The following is a 15,230-nucleotide window of genomic DNA, read 5'->3' on the forward strand; positions in this document are numbered from 1 at the left end:
CCCCCATGCAACACGACAAGATCCTCATCCTCGATTTCGGCTCCCAGGTCACCCAGCTCATCGCGCGCCGCATTCGCGAGGCCCACGTGTATTGCGAAGTCCACCCCTGCGACGTCAGCAGCGACTGGGTGCGCGAATTCGCCGCCGACGGCCGCCTCAAGGGCATCGTGCTCTCGGGCAGCCACGCCAGCGTGTACGAGGTGGACGACAAGGCGCCCGAGGCGGTCTATGAGCTGGGCATCCCGGTGCTGGGCATCTGCTACGGCATGCAGACCATGGCGCAGCAGCTGGGCGGCAAGGTCGAGGGCTCGCACACGCGCGAGTTCGGCTACGCCGAGGTGCGTGCCCGGGGTCACACCGCGCTGCTCAAGGACATCGCCGACTTCACCACGCCCGAAGGCCACGGCATGCTCAAGGTGTGGATGAGCCACGGCGACAAGGTGACCGAGTTGCCACCGGGCTTCAAGCTCATGGCCAGCACCGAGAGCTGCCCCATCGCCGGCATGGCCGACGAGGCGCGCCGCTTCTACGCCGTGCAGTTCCACCCCGAGGTGACGCACACCGTGCAGGGCCGGGCCCTGCTGGAACGCTTCGTGCTCGAGATCTGCGGCACCAGCCCCGACTGGGTCATGCGCGACCACATCGCCGAGGCCGTCGAGAAGATCCGCGAACAGGTGGGCGACGAGGAGGTCATCCTGGGCCTGTCGGGCGGGGTCGATTCCTCGGTCGCCGCCGCGCTCATCCACCGCGCCATCGGCGATCAGCTCACCTGCGTCTTCGTCGACCACGGCCTGCTGCGCCTGAACGAGGGCGACATGGTGATGGAGATGTTCGCGGGCAAGCTGCACGCCAAGGTGGTCCGTGTGGACGCCAGCGAGCTGTTCCTGGGCGAGCTGGCCGGCGTGAGCGACCCCGAGCAGAAGCGCAAGATCATCGGCCGCCTGTTCGTGGATGTCTTCAAGGCCGAGGCCGCCAAACTGACTTCAAGTGGTGCATCAACAAAAGGCGCCAAGTGGTTGGCACAAGGAACGATTTATCCGGACGTCATCGAGTCCGGCGGCGCCAAGAGCAAGAAGGCCGTCACCATCAAGAGCCACCACAACGTGGGCGGCCTGCCCGAGCAGCTCGGCCTGAAGCTGCTGGAGCCCTTGCGTGACCTGTTCAAGGACGAGGTGCGCGAACTGGGCGTGGCCCTGGGCCTGCCGCACGACATGGTCTACCGCCACCCGTTTCCCGGGCCCGGCCTGGGCGTGCGCATCCTGGGCGAGGTGAAGAAGGACTACGCCGACCTGCTGCGCCGGGCCGACGCCATCTTCATCGAGGAGCTGCGCTCCACCATCGAGCCCCACAGCGGCAAGAGCTGGTACGACCTCACCAGCCAGGCCTTCACCGTGTTCCTGCCGGTGAAGAGCGTGGGCGTGATGGGCGACGGCCGCACCTACGACTACGTGGTGGCCCTGCGCGCCGTGCAGACCAGCGACTTCATGACCGCCGACTGGGCCGAGCTGCCCTACAGCCTGCTCAAGCGGGTGTCCAGCCGCATCATCAACGAGGTGCGGGGGATCAACCGGGTGACCTACGACGTGAGCTCGAAGCCGCCGGCGACGATCGAGTGGGAGTGATCCAGGGCCTGGCGTGATCCGCCAGGCGCCCGCCTGCGTACATCTCACTTTGTCGAGGTGAACCGTCATGGCACAACCCATCAGCAAGCGGCGCTGGCGCGTGCTGGCGCTCATCGCGTGCGCGGCAACGGCATTGGGCGCGTGCGCCAGCCGCGGCGGCAGCGCGTCCCCCCGCGCCGCCCCGAGCATCCCCACCGCCGGCCCCATCGACCTGGCGCGCTTCATGGGCGACTGGTACGTCATCGCGCATGTGCCCACCTGGCCCGAGCGCGCGGCCTTCAATGCGGTGGAGTCGTATTCGCTGCGCGAGGACGGGCGCATCGCCACCCGTTTCCGCTACCGCCACGGTGGCTTCGACGCGCCGGTGAACACCATGCATCCCGTGGGCACGGTGCGGCCCGGCTCCGGCAACGCGGTGTGGGACATGCAGTTCCTGTGGCCTTTTCAGGCCGAGTACGTGATCGCGGAGCTGTCGGCCGATGGGCAGCGCACCCTCATCGCGCGCTCCGACCGCGACTACGCCTGGCTGATGGCCCGCACGCCGCAGATTTCGCCGCAGGCCTACGACGAGGCCATGGCCAGCCTGCGCGCATTGGGGTATGACCTGCAGAAGGTGCGGCGCGTGCCGCAGCGCTGGCCGGAATAGCTGGGCCAACGCCATCGAAACGCCTCGCGCACAGGCACAGCGCGGGCAGCACGATGGCCCACTCCAGCGAGAGCCAGGCCAGCGCAGGCCCCGGATCCAGCAAGGTGGCAGCGCCCAGCCGCGCACCCGAGAAGAAGGCCAGCGGGCCCGCCACCGCACCAATCAGGGCCGCCAGCCACCACCGGGCGTGCAGCCAGCGCAGGCTCAGGTTGAGAGAGGTGGCGAACACCGCCCAAAGGGCGCTCATCCACAGCGGCGGTGCGGCGGCAGCCCATTGCCCACTGGTGTAGGCCAGCACGCCTTGCGCCAATACCAGCGCGTCGGCGGCCGTGCCCAGTACCACGGCCCCAACGATCAACGCAGCCTCCGACGACGGGCGCGGCGCCAGGCGCAGGTGCCACAGCACCACCACGAGCGCGGGCACAGCCCCCCAGCCGGGCAGGCCGTGGGCTGCGCCCAGCACCGCCGCGAACCACGCGAGCTGCGAGAAGAGGAAGTTGCCCCAGATCCAGCGGCGGCTGGGCGTCGGGTCGTCGGTGTGCATCGCACTTGTACGGCGCGGACGGCGGTCTGGATGAGTCCGGACGACACCGCACACGCACAACGGGCGCGCGCGGCACACAGGCACTACAGTGGCACATCGTTGGAAGATGCCGCCCATGACCATGAACCCGTCCCCGCGCCAGCCGCGCGCCCCTCTGCAGCCAGGTGATTCGCCCGACACCTACCTCCTGGCGCTGAACGATGCGCTGCGCCCGATCGGCAAGGCCGGGGACATCGTCATGACCGCCAGCCGCATGCTCGGCCAGTACCTCGGGGCCCAGCGGGTCGCGTACTTCGAGATGCGCGGCCGCGACTATTTCATCGAGCACGACTACGTCGATGGGGTGCCTTCGCTCGCAGGCCGGCACCCCGCCGCCTCGTTCGGCCAGAACCTGCTGGCGCGGTACCGCAGCGGCCACACCGTGGTGGCCACGGACGTCGCCCGCGACGACTCGTTGTCGCCCGAGGAACGCGCCTGCTTCGCGGGCGCCTCGGTCGGCGCCTACATCGGTGTGCCCCTGGTCAAGAACGGGGAGTTCGTGGTCGGACTCGGCGTGCACGCCAGCGGGCGGCGCGAGTGGACGCATGCGGAGGTGGCGCTGGTGGAGGAAACCGCCGAACGCACCTGGGCCGCCGTGGAGCGGGCCCTGGCCGAAGCGGCGCTCGCCCGTTCGGAGCACCATTACCGCACCCTGTTCGACTCGATCGATCAGGGCATGTGCCTGATCGAGGTCCTGTTCGACGAGCAGGATCGGCCGCAGGACTACCGCTTCCTCCAGACCAACGCGGCCTTCGAGCGGCAGACCGGTCTGGTGAACGCCACGGGCAAGCGCATGCGCGAGCTGGCGCCCGCGCACGAGACCTTCTGGTACGACGTCTACGGCGACATCGCGCGCACCGGCAAGCCGCAGCGCTTCGAACACGCCGCCGACGCCCTGGGCCGGCATTTCGATGTCTTCGCCTTCCGCGTGGGGGGCGCGCTGGACTGCAAGGTCGCCATCCTGTTCAGCGACATCACGCAGCGCAAGCGCCAGGAGGCGGAATTGCACGCCGCCCACGAACGCAAGGACGTCTTCCTGGCGACGCTGGCGCACGAGCTGCGCAACCCGCTGGCGCCCATCCTCAATGGCGTGCACATCCTGCGCCAGGGCGGCACCCAGGGCATGAGCCCCGAGCGCGTGCACGAAATCCTGGACCGGCAGGTTTCCCACCTGGCGCGGCTGGTGGACGATCTCATGGAGATTTCGCGCATCACGCGCGGCAAGGTCGAGTTGCGCCCGGAGCGGGTGAACCTGGCCCGCGCCGTCCACCACGCCATCGACACCAGCCAGCCGCTGATCGACGAGGCGGGACACACTCTGTCGGTGGAGCTGCCGGACGAGCCGGTGGTGCTGCACGCCGATCCCGTGCGCCTGGCCCAGATCCTGTCCAACCTGCTCAACAACGCCGCCAAGTACACCCCGCCGGGCGGCCACATCCGGGTCAGCGCCCGGCAGGAAGACCGGGAGGCGGTGGTCTCGGTGCGCGACAACGGCATGGGTATCGCGCCCGACATGCTGCAAAGGGTGTTCGAGCCGTTCACGCAGGCCGACCTCGCCCCTCACCGCGCTCCCGGCGGCCTGGGCATCGGCCTGACCCTGGCGCGCAGCCTGGTGCAACTGCATGGGGGCAGCGTGGAGGCCCGCAGCGATGGACTGGGCCAGGGCAGCGAGTTCGTGGTCCGCCTGCCGCTGGCGGCAGTTTCTGTCACGGCCCATCGGAACGATTGGCCGACGAAGCGTGAAGTGGCAGGTACATCGTCGCTTCCACCTCCACCAGCAGCTCGTCGCCGGGCAGGAAGCGGTTGACCTCGACCACGGTGCTGGCGGGCGGCTCGCCCGGGTAGAACAGGCCGCGCACACGGTTGAAATGCGCGTAGTCGGGCAGGCGGCGGAAGTACTGCACCAGCTTGAACACATCGGCCATGGAGCCGCCGTGCTCGGCCGCCAAGGCCTGGATGCGCGCCAGCACGAACCAGCTCTGCGCCACGATGGGCGCCTCGAACACGTCCACCGACAACTGCCCCGTGACGTAGCCCAGCCGGCGCAGATCGGCCTGCGCCGCGTCGGGCAGCTCGTCGTAGCGCGCCACGGCCTGGCGCGTGGCGGGGTCCATGGCCACCACGCCACTCATGAAGACGAAATCACCGGCGCGCCGGGCCGAGGCGTAGCGCGCCATGGGGGTGCCCATGCTCATCGCACGGCCTCCGGGGCCGGCCAGCCGCGCAGCTTGCCCGGGTTGAGCAGGCTCAGCGGGTCGAAGCGTGCCTTCATGGCGAGGGACGCGGCGGGCAGCTCGCCCCCGGCCTTGCCGTCTTCGACGATGAAGGTGTGGGGGTTGTTGATGCGCACGCCGTACGCGCGGTGCTCGTCGATGATCTGCTGCAGCCGCTCTTCCGTGGTGAAGCGCACCAGTTGCAGGGCGCTGCAATTGAGCTGGCCGTCCAGGTTGCGCAGGAACTCGGCGTGCATGAGCACTTCGCCTTCGTAGCGCCGGCTCAGCTCGGTGATCTGGCGCACGTACTCGCCCGGCGTGAAGGTGGTCTGCAGGTAGGTCAGGCTCTTGTCCACCCGCAGGGCATGCAGGGTGGTGTGGTTCCAGGTGAACTCCATCAGGGTGCGGTGGCTCTTGGCCACCTCCTCGGCGGTGCGGCGGTAGCTCACACGGCCGCCATGGGCCGCCACCAGGGCGTTCAACTCTTCTTCGCCGGCTTCGGCGACCAGCGACAGCACGGCGTGACAGCCCTTGGGCAGGTGTTGGGCCAGCTGGGTCAGGTGGTCGGGCACGGGGCTGGCCAGGAAGGCGACCTCGCGCTTGGCCAGGCCCGGGGCGCGCGCCAGTGCGTCGGCAAAGGCCAGCGCGGCGTCGAAGTCGTCGAACACGCTCAGCGTTTCCAGCCAGGGCTGCGCGGGGGCCAGGGCGATCTCCAGCTCCAGCACCAGGCCGTTGGTGCCCCACAGGTGGTGCATGTGCAGCGCCTCGGCGCCGCGCAGCTCCGCCACCTGCGGCTCGGTCTCGATGCTCATGGCCTTGAGTCCGACGACGTTGCCGCGCGCGGCCAGCGGGCCGTAGTTGATCGAGCCCACGCCGCCGAAGCCGCCACCGAACAGCCCGCCCAGGGTGGCGCTGCGAAAGGTGGAGGGCATGCAGCGCAGCTCCTGGCCCTGCGGCTGCGCTGCCTTCTCGATCTCGTGCAGGCGGATGCCGGCCTGCGCGCGCGCCACGCCGGGGCGCACCCACAGCAACTGGTTGTAGCCGGTCATGTCGAGCACCACGCCGCCGGCCAGCGGGGTGGTCTGGCCGTAGTTGCCCGTGCCGCTGCCGCGGATGGTGAGCGGCACCTTGAGCCGCGCGCAGGCGCTGACCACGCGGCGGATGTCCTCCTCGGTGCGCGGGCGCACGACTGCGTCGGCAACCTTGCCTTCGAGCTGGCGCGTCAGCACGGGGCTGAACCAGGAGAAGTCCTGCGACAGCCGCTGGATGCGGCTCGGGTCGGTGACCCAGTCGAGCTCGCTCAGGTCCAGCCGCAGCTGTTCGATGGGGGAAAGGGGGATGTTCATCGTGTCGGTTCGTCGTTCAGTCGTGCGAGAGTTCGCTCGCGTGCCAGGAGCCCAGCGCCGCGCGGCTGGCCCAGGCCATCAGCGCGAACAGGGCCACGCCGGTCAGCGAGATGAGCAGCAGCGCGGCGAACATGCGCGGGATGTTGAGCTGGTAGCCCGCCATGAGGATCTGGTAGGCCAGGCCGGTGGCGGCACCACCGGTGCCGGCGACGAATTCCGCCACCACCGCGCCGATCAGCGCCAGGCCGCTGGAGATGCGCAGCCCGCCGAAGAAGTAGGGCAAGGCGCTGGGCACGCGCAGGCGCACCAGCGTCTGCAGCCGGGTGGCGCGGTTCAGCTTGAAGTACGCCTGCAGGTCCGGGTCGACGCTGCGCAGGCCCAGCGTGGTGTTGCTGATGATGGGAAACAGCGCCACCAGCGTGGCGCAGACCACCAGCGAGGCCGTCGGGTCCTTGACCCAGATGATGATCAGGGGCGCGATCGCCACGATGGGCGTGACCTGCAGCAGCACGGCGTAGGGAAACAGCGCGGTCTCGATCAGGCGACTCTGCACGAACACGAAGGAGATCAGCACGCCCAACAGCGTGGCGACCAGGAAGGACAGCACCGTGATCTTCAGCGTCACCAGCAGCGCGGTGCCCAGCATCGCCCAATCGGCGATCAGCGTGTCCCACATCAGGCCCGGCGAAGGCACCAGGTAGGGCGGCAGTTCCATCCCCACGACCAGGGCCTGCCAGGCACCGATCAGCAGCAGGCCGACCAGCACCGGCAGCAGCACGCGCTGCACGCGCGGCTCCAGCAGCAGCGGCGTGCGCACGGGGCGGGCGGGCGGCAGGGGGGCCGGGGTGGCCGCTGTCTCGGGCCCGGGGGCGGCGGCAGAGGCGGCGTTGTTCCAGGTCGTGCTCATGCCGAGGGCTCCTCCTCGTGGTGCTGGCTGGCGGCCAGCAGGCTGCGCTGCAGCTGCCTGGCGTGGTGCTGGAAGCCGCTGGAGACCATGAACTCCGGGCTGCGCGGGTACGGCTCGTCGATGCGCACCTGCTCGACGATGCGACCCGGGCGGGCGGCCATCATCACCACGCGGCTGGACAGGAAGACCGCCTCGTGGATGGAGTGGGTGACGAACACCACGGTGAGCTTCTTCTTGCGCCACAGCTCCAGCAGGTCGGCGTCGAGCTTGTGCCGGGTGATCTCGTCGAGCGCGCCGAAGGGCTCGTCCATGAGCAGCAGGTTGGGCTGCACCACCAGGCCGCGCGCAATGGACACGCGCATCTGCATGCCGCCCGACAGCGCGCGCGGCAGGGCCTTGGCGAACGTCGACAGCCCCACCAGCTCCAGTGCCTCGGCCACGCGTGCGTCGGCCTCGGCGCGGGGCACCCGGGCCAGGTCCAGCGGCAGGCGCACGTTGGCCTGCACGCTGGCCCAGGGCATCAGCGTGGGCGACTGGAAGACGAAGGCCATCTTCTTGCCTTGGCCCTCCTGGGCCGCCGCCACCGGCTTGCGCCACAGCAGCAGGCGCCCGTCGGTGGGCTCCAGCAGGCCGGCGATCATCTTGAGCAGGGTGCTCTTGCCGCAGCCCGACGGGCCCAGCAGCGTGACGAATTCGCCTTCCTGGATGGTGAGGTCCACCGGCTGCAGGGCGACCGTGCCATTGGGGTAGGTCTTCTGCGCCGACAGGACCTCGATGGCCGGGATGGGTGGGGTATCGCTCATGGCATCCACGCGAGGGACCGTGCCGGGCGCGCCCTCAGGGCAGCACCTTGATCGACTGGATGATCGAGATGTCGTAGGCCTGCGCCGTGTTCACCTTGGCCGGGTCGATCAGCTGGTTGGACACCAGGAAGTCGTAGCTCTGCCGGATGCGCGCCTCGTCGATGGAGCCGATGCCGTTCGTGGCCGCGCCGCCGCTGACGACGATGCCCATTTCCTTGAGCTTGGCCACGCTGTAAGTGAGCTGCTCGTCGGTCATGTTGGGGTTGTCCTTCTTGATCAGCGCGTTGGCCGGCGCCGGATCGGCGAAGTAGGACTTCCAGCCTTCCATGGTGCCGCGCACGAAGGCCGCCACGGCGGCGCGGCGCTCCTTCACCGTCTTGTCCATGCAGGAGATGGTGGCCGCGTAGCTGGGGTAGCCGTGGTCGGCGAACAGGAAGGTGTTGGCCTTCACGCCGGCCTTCTGGATGGCGAAGGGCTCGGAGGTCAGGTAGCCCTGCTGCACGACGTTCTTGTCGGCCACGAAGGGCTGGATGTTGAAGGTGTAGGGGCGCGTCTGCGCGTCGGTGAAGCCGTACTTGCCCTTGAGCCAGGCCCAGTAGCCGCGCGTGGCCGTGGGCGAGATCAGGATGGTCTTGCCCTTCATGTCCTCGAAGCTTTTCACGTCTTCGTGGGCGATGAGCACCTGCGGGTCTTTCTGGAACACGGCGGCGACGGTGGTCACCGGCAGGCCGCCGCTGCGCGCGATCATCATCTGCAGGTCGCTCGAGCCCATGATGCAGTCGGCCTGGCCGGCGCCCATGATCTGCAGGATGTTGACCTGCGGGCCGCCCATGCGGATGGTCACGTCCAGGCCGTGCTTCTTGTAGATGCCGGTGGCCACCGCCTGGTAGAAGCCGCCGTGCTCGGCCTGGGCGTACCAGTTGGTCATGTAGGTGAATTTCTCCTGCGCGTGGGCGCCGCTGGCGGCGAGGCCGAGCACGGAGACGGCCAGTGCCAGGGCGGCACGGGCGGCGGGGCGGGTGGGGCGGGTGTTCAAGGCAGGGCTCCTGGTGGGGTCGGACGGATCGGTGCAGGGACCGGGGGCGGAAAACACGGAGGCGGGGTGGGCGCTCGGTTCAGTGGGGCGTGGCTTGCACGTGGCCCGTGTGGTGGCCGCGCTCCCAGGTGGCTTCCTCGCGCACCAGCCAGCGCAGCTGGTAGAGCTCGGTGAGGGCCTGGACCCAGCTGTCGGCCAGCGTGTCGAGAATTTCCTCGCCTTGCGCGCGCGTGGCCGAGGTGGGGTCGCCGATCACGCCCGAGGGACCGAAGTCGCGCGCCGTCCAGGCGCAGGCCGGGCGGCCGTCGGGCGAGAGCAGCTTGATGGGGAAGGGCGGCGGGAAGTTGGCGGCCGCGCGGTCCATGCGCACCGTCTCGGGCGCCAGCGCGAGCATCAGCGCGGTTTCGGAGTGGCCGGCGTGCATCGCGAGCTTCTTCTCCTGCTCGCTGACCTGGCGGCTGGCCGCGCTGGGCAGGCGCGACACGCCATGCGGCACCACCACGAAGTCGCCGTGGCGCAGGCGCAGCTCGCGCGCGGCCATCTCGAGCACCTGAGGCTGGCCGCCGTGGCCGTTGGCGAACAGCAGCTTGCGAAAGCCCGAACGGTAGACCGACTCGCCGACCTCGACGATGGTGGACAGCAGCGTGGTGCCGCTCAAGGTCATGGTGCCGGGGAAGTGCAGGTGCTCCTCGGACTTGCCGTAGGTGATGGGCGGCAGCGCGAAGGCGCGCACGTCGGCCGGCAGGCGGCGCAGGGCCTCGCCCATCACGCCGGAGGCGATCACGCTGTCCACCGAGCAGGGCAGGTGCGGGCCGTGCTGTTCGATGGCGCCGCAGGGCAGCACGATCACGGTGTCCTCGCGCTCGGGCAGCTCGTTGATGTCGGTCCAGCTCAGGTAGGGCAGGAAGCGGTGGGGCGGGATGTAGCCGTGCAGCATGGGGGTCTCTCGGGGTTCTTCAGGAATGGGCCGGGGCGGGCGCTGTCGCGCCCGGGGCGTTTGCGCCGGCGCTGGCCAGCCAGGCGGGCGGTGGCGCCCCGTGGGTGAGGCAGCCGTCGCGCAGCACCACGCGGCGCGCGGCGCGCGAGGGGAAGCCGTGCGCGTCGGCGTCCACGAACAGGACCAGGTCCGCCGCCGCGCCGACGAGCCCGCGCCCGCCACGGGCCCCGTGGTCCAGCCAGTCGGCCCGACACAGCGCCTCGGACCAGGTGTCGAAGGGATCGGGCAACTGGCCCACCAGCGCGCCGACGGCCAGCGCATCGATCGGGTCATAGCTGCCCAGCCGGCAGAACGGGTCTTGCACGTTGTCGCTGGCCAGCAGCAGGGGAATGCCGCGCTCGCGCGCTTCCTTCACCAATGTGAGGCCGCGTTGGCGCGGCGTGCGGCCAGTGACGGCGTCCTGCAGCAGCAGGTTGGTGGCGGGCAGCGACACCAGCGTGATCGGTGCGCCGGCCACGGCGTCCAGGGTGCGCAGCGCGCTGGCCTCGTCCTGCGCGGCCAGCGCGCACACGTGGCCGCAGACCACCCGGCCGTCGAAACCGATCTCGCGCAGGAGGCGGGCGATGGTGGCCAGGCCCTGCGCCGAGGGCGTGAGTTCTTCGTCCACGTGCAGGTCCACGTCCAGGCCGTGGCGCTGCGCGGACAGCAGCAGGTGACGCAGCGCCGGCTCGTTCCAGTGCGAGCTGTGCACGAAGCCGCCCAGCAGCGCGTCAGGGCCGCTGGCCGCGATCTCGCGCGCCAGTCGATCGGCCTGCGCCGCGTCCTCGTAGAGGCCCAGGCGCATGAGGCTCACGCGCTCCAGGCGAATGCGCCCGCGCCAGGCCTCGGCCAGGTCGCCCAGCACCGGCCAGGCCACCGGCACGCGATCGGGCTCCCACCAGTCCACGTGGGTCCGCAGGCGGGTGCTGCCGGCTTCCCAGGCCCACTGCAGCGCGCGCTCGGCGCGCTGGCGCACGTCGTCGGCGGTCCAGCCCTCGCGGTCGGCCAGCATGGCCTCGATGGCCCCGAGCAGGCCGGGCTCGATGCGCGCCATGCGCGGCAGGGTGAAGGTCTTGTCCAGGTGCACGTGCGCGTCGACGAAGCCGGGCAGCGCCAGTGCGCCGCCGAGGTCCCAGGATGGTTCGCCCGGGGCCGGGGCCTCCCCGGCGGGCCATAGCGCGCCGATGCGGCCCTGCTCGATGAGCAGGTGCGCCAGCGCCGGCTGGCCCTGGCGCTGCGGCCACGCCTCGGGCAACAGCCAGCGGGGCAGCCGGACGTGGTGCAGGTGCGTGGGCGCGTGGCCGTGGACGGGGAGCCTCATGACGTTGACCAGTTAATCAGAGCAACTGGTCAACTTACGCAATAGGCATGCCAGGGTTCGGGGGGCTCGCAGGCGCCCGGCTGCCCCGCGCTGGTGCGCAGGGGCCTGGTCGGGGTGCATGAAAAGCCCGGGGCCGGCCGGCCCGGGGCGAGGGATCAGCCGCGTGGGGCGCAGCCGGCGAGCACGAAGTCGATCAGCTCACGCGCCACGGCTTCGCGCTCCAGGGGCACGTCGTCGGGGATGTTGGCCAGCGCGCGCGCCTGCAGCGCGTAGTCGGCGTGGTACTGCGTCATGGCCCAGATGTGCTGGAGCAGCAGCAGCCCGTCCACCGGCCGCAGGCGACCGCGCGCGATCCAGCCGTTGATGATGTCGATCTTTCGCTGCGTCCACTGGCGCGACAGCGGCCAGAAGCGCGCGAGGTTGTGCCCGCCGTCCAGCACCTCGCGCGTGAAGAGGCGCGAGAGCTCGGGGTGGTCGAAGGCGTGGTCCAGCTTCTGGCGGATGTAGTCGCCCAGCACCTTGGCCGGGTCGTCGCTGTGCGAGTCGAAGGCGAAGCGGACCTTCCAGTCGTTGAGCACCTGCCCCAGCAGCTCGTTGTAGAGCTCTTCCTTGCCCGTGATGTAGTAGTGCAGCTGCGGCTTGGTGAGGCCCGCGCGGTCGGCGATGGCCTGCGTGGACGTGCCCTTGAGTCCGTTGCGGCTGAATTCCGTGATGGCCGCCGCGCGGATGTCCGCCAGGATGCGCTCGCGCCCCTGCCGGACCCGCGAGGCGCCGCCGCGCATGGCGGGCGGGCCCGCCAGGAAGGCATCGGTCGTGTCGTGGGCGGCGTTCATGGCGGCAGGCGCCGAATATAAGCGTTGCGGGCGTTCGCCACGCCTGGGGCACGGCGCCCGCGGGGTGCCCCGACCGGTCGCGCCGGCCCGGGGCCAGCTCTCACTCCGTCTTCAAGCCCAGCCGCTTGACCACCGGCTCCCAGCGCTTCATCTCCGCGTTCATCACCTGCTGCGCCTGCGCGCTGCTGCTGCCCACGGCCGTCAGGTCGTAGTTCTTCAGGCGCTCGCGCACCTCGGGCTGCTTCATGATCTCGGCGGCGTGCTTCTCGATCTCGGCCACGACGGGCGCGGGTGTGCCCTTGGCGGCCTGCAGCACCAGGCGGAAGCTCACGTCCAGCCCCGGCTGGTTGAGCGCCTTGGCCAGCGTGGGCACGTCCGGCGCCAGCGCCGAAGGCGACTCGGACGACACCGCCAGCGCCACCAGGCGACCGCTCTTCACGTGCGGCAGCACCGTGGGCGTGGCCAGGAAGCCGCAGGCCACCTCGCCGCCCAGCACGGCCTGGGTGGCCGGCGCCGGGCCGCGGTAGGGCACGTGCTCCATGCGCACCTTGGTCTGCTCCAGCAGCATCTCGGTGGCCAGGTGGCCCGGCACGCCGGGGCCGCCCGAGGCGTACATCAGCGGGCTCGACGCCGCCTTGGCCTTGGCCACCAGCTCCGCCACGCTGCGCACGCCGGCGGACGGGTTGCACACCAGCATCTGCGAGAAGCTGGCGATGACCGAGATGTTGACCAGGTCGCGCGCGGCGTTGAAGTCGCCCGTGGTGTAGACCAACGGGTTGACCGTGAGCACGGTGTCAGGACTCAGCACGAGGGTGGTGCCGTCGGCGTCGGCGCGCGCGGCGGCACCGGCCGCCAGGTTGTTGCCCGCGCCGGGGCGGTTCTCCACCACCACGGGCTGGCCGATGCGCTTGCCCAACTGGTCCGCGAAGGTGCGGGCGGTGATGTCCGACGGGCCACCGGGCGGCGAGCCCACCAGCAGGCGGATCGGCTTGGTCGGCCAGCTTTGCGCGTGGACGGGGCCGGCGGCCAGGGCGATCATGGCGGCCGAGCCGAGGGCGCCGAGCAAGCGGGGGAACGTCATCTGTCAGTCTCCAGGTCAAGGGTTCGTGGTGCCCCAGGGTGGGGCCCGTCACGAGCTTAGGCGGGTTGGAAGCATCCGTAAAATTGAAAATCGCTCGCCAAATATAAAAATTCCTATGGATCCAAGGCATTTGGTGCAGCTCGCGGCCATTCTGGAAAAGGGCTCCATCACCCAGGCCAGCCGCCACCTGCACCTCACCCAGCCCACGCTGACGCACAACATGCAGACGCTGGAGATGCAGGCTGGTGGGCGCCTGTTCGAGCGCAGCCGCTACGGGGTGCGCAGCACGCCGCTGGGCGAGATGCTGGCGCGCGAGGGCCGCGCCATCGCGCGCCGCCTGAAGGACGCGGCCGAGGTGAGCGCGCGGCACCGCGGCGGCATCCGCCACCAGGTGCGCCTGGGCGCCGGGCCGGTGGTGGGGGCGGCGGTGCTGGGTGAACTGGCGCCGGTGCTGCTGCGCCACTTCGCCGACCTGGCGCTGGCGGTGCAGAGCGACCGGCCGCACCTGCTGCTGGAGCAGCTCATCGACGGCGGGCACGACTTCGTGATCGCGCCGTCCTGGCTGGAGCACCCGCCGCCGGGCATCGTGCGGCAATTGCTGGCCGACGACGAGCTGGGCGTGTTCTGCGGGCGGCGCCACCCGCTGGCGCGCCAGGCCAGGCTGAGCGCCGAGGACGTGGACGACCGCGCCTGGATCAGCCTGGGCACGGCCTCGCCCTTCGACCAGGACGTGCGCGGCAAGCTGGCCGCGGTGGGCGTGCAGCGCCTGCGCGCCGAGATCACCGTGCTGGGCGACGCGTCCATGCTGCTGGACATGCTGGCCCAGGGGCAGCACCTGGCGGTGTTGCCGCGCTTTCCGCTGCGTCGGCTGGCGACGCGCTTCGACCTGGTGGAGCTGCCCATGCCGGGAGCGCCTATGCCCCGGCCCATCTACCTGTGGAGCCGCGCGGCCATGGTGGAGGACCCCGTGATGGGAGAGGTGTCCGAGCTGATCGTTGAAACGGTGCGGCGCTGGGTTCATGCGCCCGACCTATAGAATGCGAAACATTCTCATTCACAAAGGCCCATGAACGCACCGGGCCCGATCAGGAGCCCTGCGTGTCCGCCGCCGACTTCAGCCTGCGCGAGGAAGTCCATGCCCTCTACAGCAGCCACCACGGTTGGCTGTACGGCTGGCTGCGGCGCAAGCTGGGCTGCCCGCACCACGCGGCCGACGTGGCGCACGACACCTTCGAGCGCGTGCTGGCCGCGCGCGACGCGCTGTGCGGCGTGGAACAACCGCGCGCGTGGCTCACCACCACCGCCACGCGGCTCATCATCGACGAGGCCCGGCGCGAGCGCCTGCGTCAGGCCTACCTGGCCGAGCTGTCGCTGCCTGGGCAGGCCAGCGAGGGCTATCCCTCGCCCGAGCAGACCCTGGTCGCGCTGCAGGCGCTGGAGCAACTGAGCGCCGTGCTGGAGGCCGTGTCGCCCAAGGCCCGCGCGGCCTTCGTGCGGCACTACCTCGATGGCGAGGCCGTCGCCACGGTGGCGGCCGAGCTGGGCGTGTCGACCCGCATGGTCGGCAAGTACCTGGCACAGGTGCTGGTGTGCTGCGCGCAGCGGGCCGTGCTGCCGTGAGGATCGCCCGGTGACCGCCGAGGACGAACGCATTGCGCAGGCGGCGGCGCAGTGGTTGGTCCGCCTGTCCGCCGACGATCCGCAGGAGCGACGCGACGCGGGCGCCGGTTTCGAGGCCTGGAAGCGGGCCGATCCGCGGCACGCGGCGGTGGCGCGCGGCATGGAGGACTTCATCGGCCACGCCCGTGGGCTGCGCGGTGACGGTGCGCCCAACCCCGCCCGCGCCGCGCTGGACGCGGTGCT

15 protein-coding genes and 1 pseudogene are annotated in these 15,230 nt (G+C 70.6%); 6 read left to right on the top strand and 10 right to left on the bottom strand.

The window, feature by feature from the left end; genetic code table 11:
- Positions 1 to 5: 5 nt before the first annotated feature.
- Both guaA and GTO19_RS09385 read left to right on the top strand, forming a co-directional pair.
- Positions 6 to 1,622: a glutamine-hydrolyzing GMP synthase gene (guaA, locus tag GTO19_RS09380; RefSeq protein ID WP_291020830.1), complete on the top strand. Its 1,617-nt coding sequence runs from the start codon at positions 6 to 8 to the stop codon at positions 1,620 to 1,622.
- Positions 1,623 to 1,689: 67 nt separating this feature from the next.
- Positions 1,690 to 2,268 carry a lipocalin family protein gene (locus GTO19_RS09385; protein WP_291020831.1) on the top strand — a complete coding sequence of 193 codons (579 nt, stop codon included), beginning with the start codon at positions 1,690 to 1,692 and terminating at the stop codon, positions 2,266 to 2,268.
- Between the two features lie 55 nt (positions 2,269 to 2,323).
- Here GTO19_RS09385 and GTO19_RS22390 read toward each other — a convergent pair.
- A pseudogene (locus GTO19_RS22390) lies at positions 2,324 to 2,935 on the bottom strand (DUF2878 domain-containing protein); the annotation flags it as partial.
- On the opposite strand from GTO19_RS22390, the gene GTO19_RS09390 reads away from it, so the two are divergent.
- Entirely contained in the window at positions 2,928 to 4,658 is a 1,731-nt protein-coding gene (locus GTO19_RS09390) for an ATP-binding protein (RefSeq protein ID WP_291026532.1), read from the top strand. The pseudogene GTO19_RS22390 and the gene GTO19_RS09390 sit on opposite strands and share 8 nt — an antisense overlap.
- Here the strand turns inward: GTO19_RS09390 and GTO19_RS09395 are convergent.
- The 9 genes from GTO19_RS09395 to GTO19_RS09435 form a co-directional block, all read right to left on the bottom strand.
- Positions 4,558 to 5,046, bottom strand: a complete 489-nt coding sequence (locus GTO19_RS09395) for a RidA family protein (RefSeq protein WP_291020833.1) — start codon at positions 5,044 to 5,046, stop codon at positions 4,558 to 4,560. The two genes, GTO19_RS09390 and GTO19_RS09395, sit on opposite strands and share 101 nt — an antisense overlap.
- A complete protein-coding gene (locus tag GTO19_RS09400) occupies positions 5,043 to 6,410 on the bottom strand; it encodes an FAD-binding oxidoreductase (RefSeq protein WP_291020834.1) in 1,368 nt (455 codons plus the stop codon). Before GTO19_RS09400 ends, GTO19_RS09395 begins: the two co-directional genes overlap by 4 nt.
- Positions 6,411 to 6,426: 16 nt before the next feature.
- A complete protein-coding gene (locus GTO19_RS09405) occupies positions 6,427 to 7,317 on the bottom strand; it encodes an ABC transporter permease (RefSeq protein ID WP_291020835.1) in 891 nt (296 codons plus the stop codon).
- Positions 7,314 to 8,120 carry an ABC transporter ATP-binding protein gene (locus tag GTO19_RS09410; RefSeq protein WP_291020836.1) on the bottom strand — a complete coding sequence of 269 codons (807 nt, stop codon included), beginning with the start codon at positions 8,118 to 8,120 and terminating at the stop codon, positions 7,314 to 7,316. The genes GTO19_RS09405 and GTO19_RS09410 overlap by 4 nt, the downstream gene beginning before the upstream one ends.
- 34 nt (positions 8,121 to 8,154) lie before the next feature.
- Positions 8,155 to 9,117 carry an ABC transporter substrate-binding protein gene (locus tag GTO19_RS09415; RefSeq protein WP_291020850.1) on the bottom strand — a complete coding sequence of 321 codons (963 nt, stop codon included), beginning with the start codon at positions 9,115 to 9,117 and terminating at the stop codon, positions 8,155 to 8,157.
- A 118-nt stretch (positions 9,118 to 9,235) separates the two neighbouring features.
- Positions 9,236 to 10,093 (bottom strand): creatininase family protein, encoded by an 858-nt coding sequence (locus GTO19_RS09420; protein WP_291020837.1) that lies wholly within the window; start codon positions 10,091 to 10,093, stop codon positions 9,236 to 9,238.
- Positions 10,094 to 10,112: 19 nt separating this feature from the next.
- Positions 10,113 to 11,453: an amidohydrolase family protein gene (locus GTO19_RS09425; RefSeq protein ID WP_291020838.1), complete on the bottom strand. Its 1,341-nt coding sequence runs from the start codon at positions 11,451 to 11,453 to the stop codon at positions 10,113 to 10,115.
- A 155-nt stretch (positions 11,454 to 11,608) separates the two neighbouring features.
- On the bottom strand, positions 11,609 to 12,235 hold the full coding sequence (locus tag GTO19_RS09430; protein WP_291020851.1) for a TetR family transcriptional regulator C-terminal domain-containing protein: 627 nt from the start codon (positions 12,233 to 12,235) through the stop codon (positions 11,609 to 11,611).
- 151 nt (positions 12,236 to 12,386) lie between these two features.
- Positions 12,387 to 13,367: a tripartite tricarboxylate transporter substrate binding protein gene (locus GTO19_RS09435; RefSeq protein WP_291020839.1), complete on the bottom strand. Its 981-nt coding sequence runs from the start codon at positions 13,365 to 13,367 to the stop codon at positions 12,387 to 12,389.
- A gap of 115 nt (positions 13,368 to 13,482) precedes the next feature.
- Here GTO19_RS09435 and GTO19_RS09440 point away from each other — a divergent pair, with 115 nt between their 5' ends.
- From GTO19_RS09440 to GTO19_RS09450, 3 genes are all read left to right on the top strand, one after another.
- Complete coding sequence (locus tag GTO19_RS09440; protein WP_291020840.1) at positions 13,483 to 14,403, top strand: LysR family transcriptional regulator; 921 nt, start codon at positions 13,483 to 13,485, stop codon at positions 14,401 to 14,403.
- A gap of 62 nt (positions 14,404 to 14,465) precedes the next feature.
- A complete protein-coding gene (locus tag GTO19_RS09445; protein WP_291020841.1) occupies positions 14,466 to 14,987 on the top strand; it encodes a sigma-70 family RNA polymerase sigma factor in 522 nt (173 codons plus the stop codon).
- A gap of 10 nt (positions 14,988 to 14,997) precedes the next feature.
- A partial coding sequence (locus GTO19_RS09450) for a DUF4880 domain-containing protein (protein ID WP_291020842.1) occupies positions 14,998 to 15,230 on the top strand: 233 nt, incomplete at its 3' end.

It is taken from the genome of Hydrogenophaga sp. (genome assembly GCF_011772445.1).
GTDB lineage: Bacteria > Pseudomonadota > Gammaproteobacteria > Burkholderiales > Burkholderiaceae_C > Hydrogenophaga.

Bases quoted from the DNA above. Each gene is read 5' to 3' on its own strand.
- guaA (WP_291020830.1), top strand. From the start codon at position 6: ATGCAACACGACAAGATCCTCATCCTCGATTTCGGCTCCCAGGTCACC.
- GTO19_RS09385 (WP_291020831.1), top strand. From the start codon at position 1,690: ATGGCACAACCCATCAGCAAGCGGCGCTGGCGCGTGCTGGCGCTCATC.
- GTO19_RS09390 (WP_291026532.1), top strand. From the start codon at position 2,928: ATGACCATGAACCCGTCCCCGCGCCAGCCGCGCGCCCCTCTGCAGCCA.
- GTO19_RS09395 (WP_291020833.1), bottom strand. From the start codon at position 5,046: ATGAGCATGGGCACCCCCATGGCGCGCTACGCCTCGGCCCGGCGCGCC.
- GTO19_RS09400 (WP_291020834.1), bottom strand. From the start codon at position 6,410: ATGAACATCCCCCTTTCCCCCATCGAACAGCTGCGGCTGGACCTGAGC.
- GTO19_RS09405 (WP_291020835.1), bottom strand. From the start codon at position 7,317: ATGAGCACGACCTGGAACAACGCCGCCTCTGCCGCCGCCCCCGGGCCC.
- GTO19_RS09410 (WP_291020836.1), bottom strand. From the start codon at position 8,120: ATGAGCGATACCCCACCCATCCCGGCCATCGAGGTCCTGTCGGCGCAG.
- GTO19_RS09420 (WP_291020837.1), bottom strand. From the start codon at position 10,093: ATGCTGCACGGCTACATCCCGCCCCACCGCTTCCTGCCCTACCTGAGC.
- GTO19_RS09425 (WP_291020838.1), bottom strand. From the start codon at position 11,453: ATGAGGCTCCCCGTCCACGGCCACGCGCCCACGCACCTGCACCACGTC.
- GTO19_RS09430 (WP_291020851.1), bottom strand. From the start codon at position 12,235: ATGCGCGGCGGCGCCTCGCGGGTCCGGCAGGGGCGCGAGCGCATCCTG.
- GTO19_RS09435 (WP_291020839.1), bottom strand. From the start codon at position 13,367: ATGACGTTCCCCCGCTTGCTCGGCGCCCTCGGCTCGGCCGCCATGATC.
- GTO19_RS09440 (WP_291020840.1), top strand. From the start codon at position 13,483: ATGGATCCAAGGCATTTGGTGCAGCTCGCGGCCATTCTGGAAAAGGGC.